Raw genomic sequence first — 6,000 nt, 5'->3', positions numbered from 1 at the left:
GTAAAGAAAAAGTCCGGAGTAAAAAGGAGGCGGGAGGATGAAAAAAAAAGAGGAGAGGAAAAGGAGGGAGGGGGGGGGAGGGTAAAATAAAACCGCAGAAGCCTGCAATAATTCAGGAGGTAAAAAAGTATGCGGTTACGGAAAAATATGAAGCGTGCGGCGGCAGCCGCGCTGGCCCTGAGCATGGCGCTTTCGGCGGCAGCCCCGACGGCACTGGCAAAGGATTATTACATCAATAACGGTGATATTACGGTGACCGTTACGGAAAAGGGCGAAACCTATGTCCGTGTCGGCGATGCGAAAAACAAAGATGACATCGGCGAAATAGACAAGACGGAGGTAGTCATCAAGGGCGGCGAGGACCCGGACAAACAGACCAAGAACAACTCTGACGGGTCGGCGGACGAGGTCGAAAAACAGAAGCCGGTGGTGGATGCCGAGCCGGGAGCGCCTGCGGAGAATACCGGCACGGAGCTCATCGTCTGGCCCGAGAACGTGAAAAGCGGGGAAGCCCAGGAAAAGGACGACCCAGAGCCTGCGGATGTCGAGCCGAAGACGCCGGACACGCAGAAGCCCGAAGGGAAGACCGCCGCCGCCACCCTCGAGGCACCGACCGGGCAGAAGCCTGTCGAGGAGGACGCAGATGACGACGATGACATCATGACCTATGAGAACAACACCGCCGGCACGGTGACAAAGGCTGTGAACGAAGCGGTGAAGCATATCATTACAATCATCAACAACTGCACCAAAAAGGATACGACGGTCACGCTCGAAAACGTGAATATCAATGTGAGCACAGATAGTAAGGCCGCGCTGTCTGTAAAAGGCGAAGGTGACACGACCCTGAAGCTGGAGGGAGACAATACCCTGAGGAGTGGAAACGGCTATGCTGGCGTCGAGAAAAATGATAATACTTCGAGCGGAAAACTGACCATCACAGCGGACAGTAACCAGAATACTTTAATGGCAGTTGGCGGTTCAGGAGGTGCAGGAATCGGGAGCGATAATAATAATAGTACATCGAAATTGGGCATCACCGGCGGTACAATTACTGCAACAGGTGGAAACTATAGCGCGGGTATCGGTGGCGGAATCAGAGGAAATGCAGATGTGACGATTACCGGGAACGCGGTTATCAAAAAGGCACAGGGAAACTATAATGGCGCTGGCATCGGCGGTGGCGGTGTCGGGAATGGAACTGTTACGATTTCTGGAAATGCAGTGGTCGAAGAGGCAGTCGGCGGTACAAGCGAACGTGGAGGCGCTGGCATTGGTGGCGGTGGCTGGAAAGATGGCGATGTCACGATTTCCGGCAACGCAAAAGTAGATGCACAGGGAGGGACTAGTGCGGCCGGCATCGGAGGCGGTGGTTCTGGCAGTGGAACGGTGAAAATTTCCGGAAATATACAGGTCTCTGCAAAAGGTGGAAAAGCCGGAGACCGGTATAAAGGATATTTGGGTGATGGAGCGTCTATTGGTTCCGGTGGATATTCATCGAACGGCAACACTACAGGTACACCGGTCAAAGGCGAAGAAATAGAGCTGGACCTCTCTGACATGACTGGGGGCTCGGTGACTCGAGTTGATGGAAAAACCGAGAGTGAACATATCCACGATTGGCAAGAAGCGAATCGTGTGGCTGCAACTCAGGACTCGGCAGGCGAAGTAGAATACTTCTGCAAGGGATGTGGCTCGACGAGCGTGAAGATTCTGCCGGTCATGCAGCCTGCGGCAGAAGAAAACTCGAGTGACGCCGCCATCGTCCTCACTGTCACCGGCGCTCATGCCTACGAGATGTATCTGGAAAATGCCCGCTACATCGTCACAGCGGATTCTGACACCGCCATCCTCTCCGGCCGTCTGGGCAATCTGGCAGACCTGAAAGCGCAGGGCGCAGATACCCTCGTCTTCCGTACCAAGAGCCGCGAGACGGCGCTGGACATCGACGCCATGCTGTCGCTGGGCGTGGAGGACACCCTCTTCGCCCTCACCCACAGCGGCGCAGATGCAAGGCTGACCGTCGGCGGGGTCGAGCATAACGAACTGCTGTAAGACAGCATAACAAAGAGGCCGTTGTGTTTTACAACGGCCTCTTTCGTCGTGCTGTATTTTATTCTTCCGATTTAGGAGCTTCGGGGTGGCGGCACTTGGCCAGCATATCCAGCTCCGGCATCAGCTCGGTGCTGATGACCGAGAGCATCTGCTCCATCTTGTCGCAGTCCTCAGCTGGGAAGCGCTTGCGCACACGCTCGATGACCGTGTGCAGGTAAGAATAGCTGATGCTGTAGTAATCGATGTATTTCTGGGTGGGGCGCAGGAAGTATTCGCGGCGGTCGGTGGTGGACTGGATCTTCTCCACATAGCCCTTTTTGACGAGGCTGCCGATTTTATAAGCCGCGTTGGGGGTGGAGATGCCCATCATGCGGGAAAACTCTGCAATGGTGGGCTCCCCCATCGCCATGATGCCCTCCATGCAGAAGGACTCCACCGTAGTCAGCGTGGCTTCGCGGGTGGCAAAGCGCTGAAATACATTCTGATAAAAATGCAGCTTGAATTTTGTATAGACGTCCTGAAAGACTTCTTCCAGCATGGGGTTTTCCTCCAGTGAGCAAATAGCTCAAAAAATTTACTCTTTTGATAAGTATACCATGATTTGCGCCGGAGGGGAAGACAAAAATCTACGATTCCGTTAAGATTTTGTGACCTCTTCCTTCCCAGTATGGCCCATCCGCGCCCTGACGAGGCTGAGCACGACGAGTTCGATGACGATGGCACAGGCCAGCAGCACGAAGGAGGTCAGGGTGTTGGCGGCATCGCCGAGGACAGCCTGTGCTGCGCCGCAGAGCAGGTAGCAGCCCGCCGAGATGGCGGCAGCGGTCATGGCGTAGGGCAGCTGGGTGGAGACATGGTTCACGTGGCTGCAGTGCGCGCCGGCAGAGGCCATGATGGTGGTGTCGGAGATGGGCGAGCAGTGGTCGCCGCAGACCGCGCCGGACAGGCAGGCGGCGATAGAGACCACCAGCATCTCACCCTCCGGGAACGCATGGCAGACGATGGGGACCAGAATCGAGAAGGTGCCCCAGGACGTGCCGGTGGCAAAGGCCAGGAAGACCGCCACCACAAAGATGATGATGGGCAGCAGGTACTGCAGAGCCGCCGCAGAGCCGCTGAGCAGGCTTGCGACGTAGTATTTTGCGCCCAGCAGGCCGGTCATGCCGGAAAGCGTCCATGCCAGCGTCAGGATGAGCATGGGGCTGACCATGGCCTTGAAGCCCTCGGGGATGCAGGCGGCGAAGTCCTGAAAGGTCATGACGCCCCGCACCCGGTAAAACACGAAGGTGAACATCAGGGCGATGGCGCTGCCCATCACGAGGCCCATGGAGGCGCTGCAGTTGGCAAAAGCGGTGACGAAGTCCACGCCCTCAAAGAAGCCGCCGGTGTACACCATGCCGAAGATGCAGGCCGCGATGAGCACCAGCACCGGCGCGATGAGGTCCACCACATGGCCGCGGGTGTCGCTGCCGTCGTCCGCGTCGTCGCCGTAGGGGCGGTCGTCGGTGGTGAAGAGGTCGCCCAGCAGGGCGTTATCCTCGTGCTTCTTCATGGGGCCGTAGTCGAGGCCGCTGAAGATGAGGAAGAGGCTCATCACCATGGTGAGGATGGCGTAGTAGTTATAAGGGATGGTGCGCAGGAACATGGTAAAGCCGTTGATGCCCGAGCCTTCCGGGACGGAGGACGTGACGGCGGCGGCCCAGCTGGACACCGGCGCGATGATGCAGACGGGTGCTGCGGTGGCGTCGATGAGGTAGGCCAGCTTTGCGCGGGAGACCTTTTGCCGGTCAGTGACCGGGCGCATGACGGAGCCGACGGTCAGGCAGTTGAAGTAGTCGTCCACAAAGATGAGGATGCCCAGCAGCAGGGTGGCGAACTGCGCGCCCGCCCGGGTGTGGATGTGGGTGGAGGCCCAGCGGCCAAAGGCGGCGCTGCCGCCGGCCTTGTTCATCAGGGCCACCAGAATGCCCAGCATCACCAGAAAGACGAGGATGCCCACGTTGCTGGAATCGGACAGCTTGGACACCATGCCGCCGTCTTCGTTGAAGAAGAGGGTGGTCAGCGCCAGCTCAAGGTTGCCGTTGGCGTAGAGCAATGCGCCGGTGGCGATGCCCACCAGCAGCGAGGTGTAGACCTCTTTGGTGTTCAGGGCCAGCACGATGGCCACCACAGGGGGCAGCAGGGACAGCGCCGAGCTGTACACGGCGCAGGTGTAGGTGGAAGGGTCGTCGATTTTGCCGGGCGTTGCGGCGGTACACCACAGCAGCAGGGCAAATACCAACAGAGCACCCACCCACGAGAGATTGGTTTTTTTCATGATAAACTCCTCAGGTGATTTTTTTGCAGCCTGCCGGGCAGACTAACTCCAAAGCCCGTGATGGAACACGGAAGGGGGTGTTGGCTGCGCCGGACTATAAAGCGATGTATTTAGAGCTGTTCCGTGCCAGCGAACAGGCGGCACGGCTTTTGCAGGAAGCTCAGGCCCGGGCCGAGCAGCAGCTGCTGGCTGCCGACCCGCCGCCCATCGAGCTTGCCGAGAAAAAAGAGTCTTAGCCCTTCTTGCTCTCGGCCTTGGCGGCAAACTTTGCGTCGTTGACCACGAAGCGCTCGTGGACGCCGCCGCCCACAGGGCCTTTCTCGTCGTACAGGGAGACTTTGAATACCAGCTTGCGGCCTTCCACAGCGGTCAGCTCGCTCTCACAGGTGACGGTCATGCCCACGGGGGTGGGGGCGGTGTGCTCCAGCTCCAGCTTGGTGCCCACAGAGCCGCAGCCCTCATCCAAAGCGTCAGCGACGCTCATCCAGCAGGTCTTTTCGGCCAGCGCCACCAGTGCGGGGGTGGCGAAGACATTCAGCGTGCCGCTGCCCATGGTCTTGGCGGTGTTCTCGGGGGTCACGGCGACGCTCTGCTTGCCGCGGATTCCGGTTTCTAACATATAAAAATTCCCTCTTTCTTAATTTGTCGTGCTGCCGCGGTTTGCGGCAGATAATTTCACGTTTGTAAGGATACCACAAAATCCATGCCATTGCACCTGTTTTCTGGATTTTCCTTCAAAACTCTTTCCGTCTGAGGCCAAACGCGGTATCATAAGCTGGACAAGGAGGGAAAGAAGATGAACGATTTCTGGAAATCCTACGACATCACCCACGCCGAATACGGGGCCGATTACCGATGCTACCCGCTGTATGGCACGGTTCACCTCATGGAGCTGGCCATTTCGCTTGCCTTTATCGTGGGGACGGCCCTGTGGTATCGCCGCAGTTCTGCCCGCACCCGGCGGCGCATTTTAGTCGGAGTCACCGCTTTGCTCCTGCTGGACGAAGCTGCCCTTCTGCTGGGGATGGCCCTGACCGGCCAGTGGAATTGGAGCTATCTGCCCCTGCACCTGTGCAATATCAACGTCTTCGTCTGTCTGTACAACACGATTACGGACAGAAACTGGTGCAAAGAGGAACTGTATGCCCTCTGTATCCCGGGCGCAATGCTGGCCCTGCTCTGCCCCAGCTGGCTGGATGTCCCCTCTTGGTGGACGCTCATCAATCTGCACTCCGTCAGTATCCATGCCCTGCTGGTACTCTATCCAGTCCTGCTGGTGGCGGGCGGCTACCGTCCCAGTCCCCGGCGGGTGCCGCAGGTGCTGGCGTTCCTGTTCGGCTCTGCCCTGCCCATCTACTTTCTGAATAAGTCCCTTAACACCAACTTCTATTTCCTCAATAATCCCTACGGGAACATCATCACCAGCACCTTCACGGCCCTGCTGGGCGAAAAATATTATATCCTTGGCTTCCTGCCTGCCACCGCGCTGGCGCTGTTCCTCATGTATCTGCCGTGGGCGGCGGACTATAAAAAGAAGAAGCGGGCATGAATGCAGTGCTTTAGAAAAAGGCAGTTCGGTCAGGACTGCCTTTTTCTTTTGCCCTGAATTGCACCCTTCCTGCAAAATA

General features: G+C 57.7%; 6 protein-coding genes. 3 read left to right on the top strand and 3 right to left on the bottom strand.

What is annotated here, in order from left to right; all coding sequences use genetic code 11:
* Window positions 1-129: 129 nt before the first annotated feature.
* The gene (locus tag F3G95_RS11765) at window positions 130-2,055 is read left to right on the top strand and encodes a hypothetical protein (RefSeq protein WP_149795093.1); all 1,926 of its coding nucleotides are present in this window, start codon (window positions 130-132) and stop codon (window positions 2,053-2,055) included.
* Between the two features lie 58 nt (window positions 2,056-2,113).
* Here the strand turns inward: F3G95_RS11765 and F3G95_RS11760 are convergent, their stop codons facing one another.
* Window positions 2,114-2,593 carry a MarR family transcriptional regulator gene (locus tag F3G95_RS11760; protein WP_015566084.1) on the bottom strand — a complete coding sequence of 160 codons (480 nt, stop codon included), beginning with the start codon at window positions 2,591-2,593 and terminating at the stop codon, window positions 2,114-2,116.
* Window positions 2,594-2,692: 99 nt separating this feature from the next.
* Window positions 2,693-4,372, bottom strand: a complete 1,680-nt coding sequence (locus F3G95_RS11755) for a Na+/H+ antiporter NhaC family protein (protein ID WP_149795092.1) — start codon at window positions 4,370-4,372, stop codon at window positions 2,693-2,695.
* A gap of 14 nt (window positions 4,373-4,386) precedes the next feature.
* On the opposite strand from F3G95_RS11755, the gene F3G95_RS11750 reads away from it, so the two are divergent.
* Window positions 4,387-4,608, top strand: coding sequence for a hypothetical protein (locus tag F3G95_RS11750; RefSeq protein WP_149795091.1), 222 nt, complete (start codon window positions 4,387-4,389; stop codon window positions 4,606-4,608).
* Here the strand turns inward: F3G95_RS11750 and F3G95_RS11745 are convergent.
* A complete protein-coding gene (locus F3G95_RS11745; RefSeq protein ID WP_015566083.1) occupies window positions 4,605-4,991 on the bottom strand; it encodes a thioesterase family protein in 387 nt (128 codons plus the stop codon). The genes F3G95_RS11750 and F3G95_RS11745 overlap by 4 nt on opposite strands.
* 177 nt (window positions 4,992-5,168) lie before the next feature.
* On the opposite strand from F3G95_RS11745, the gene F3G95_RS11740 reads away from it, so the two are divergent.
* Window positions 5,169-5,921: a TIGR02206 family membrane protein gene (locus F3G95_RS11740; protein WP_149795090.1), complete on the top strand. Its 753-nt coding sequence runs from the start codon at window positions 5,169-5,171 to the stop codon at window positions 5,919-5,921.
* Window positions 5,922-6,000 lie beyond the last annotated feature (79 nt).

This window comes from Faecalibacterium sp. Marseille-P9312 (genome assembly GCF_902497445.1).
GTDB classification, from domain to species: Bacteria; Bacillota; Clostridia; order Oscillospirales; family Ruminococcaceae; genus Faecalibacterium; species Faecalibacterium longum.
This window is presented reverse-complemented; position numbering and strand designations above follow the sequence as displayed.

Bases quoted from the DNA above. Each gene is read 5' to 3' on its own strand.
- F3G95_RS11740 (WP_149795090.1), top strand. From the start codon at position 5,169: ATGAACGATTTCTGGAAATCCTACGACATCACCCACGCCGAATACGGG.
- F3G95_RS11760 (WP_015566084.1), bottom strand. From the start codon at position 2,593: ATGCTGGAAGAAGTCTTTCAGGACGTCTATACAAAATTCAAGCTGCAT.
- F3G95_RS11745 (WP_015566083.1), bottom strand. From the start codon at position 4,991: ATGTTAGAAACCGGAATCCGCGGCAAGCAGAGCGTCGCCGTGACCCCC.
- F3G95_RS11755 (WP_149795092.1), bottom strand. From the start codon at position 4,372: ATGAAAAAAACCAATCTCTCGTGGGTGGGTGCTCTGTTGGTATTTGCC.
- F3G95_RS11765 (WP_149795093.1), top strand. From the start codon at position 130: ATGCGGTTACGGAAAAATATGAAGCGTGCGGCGGCAGCCGCGCTGGCC.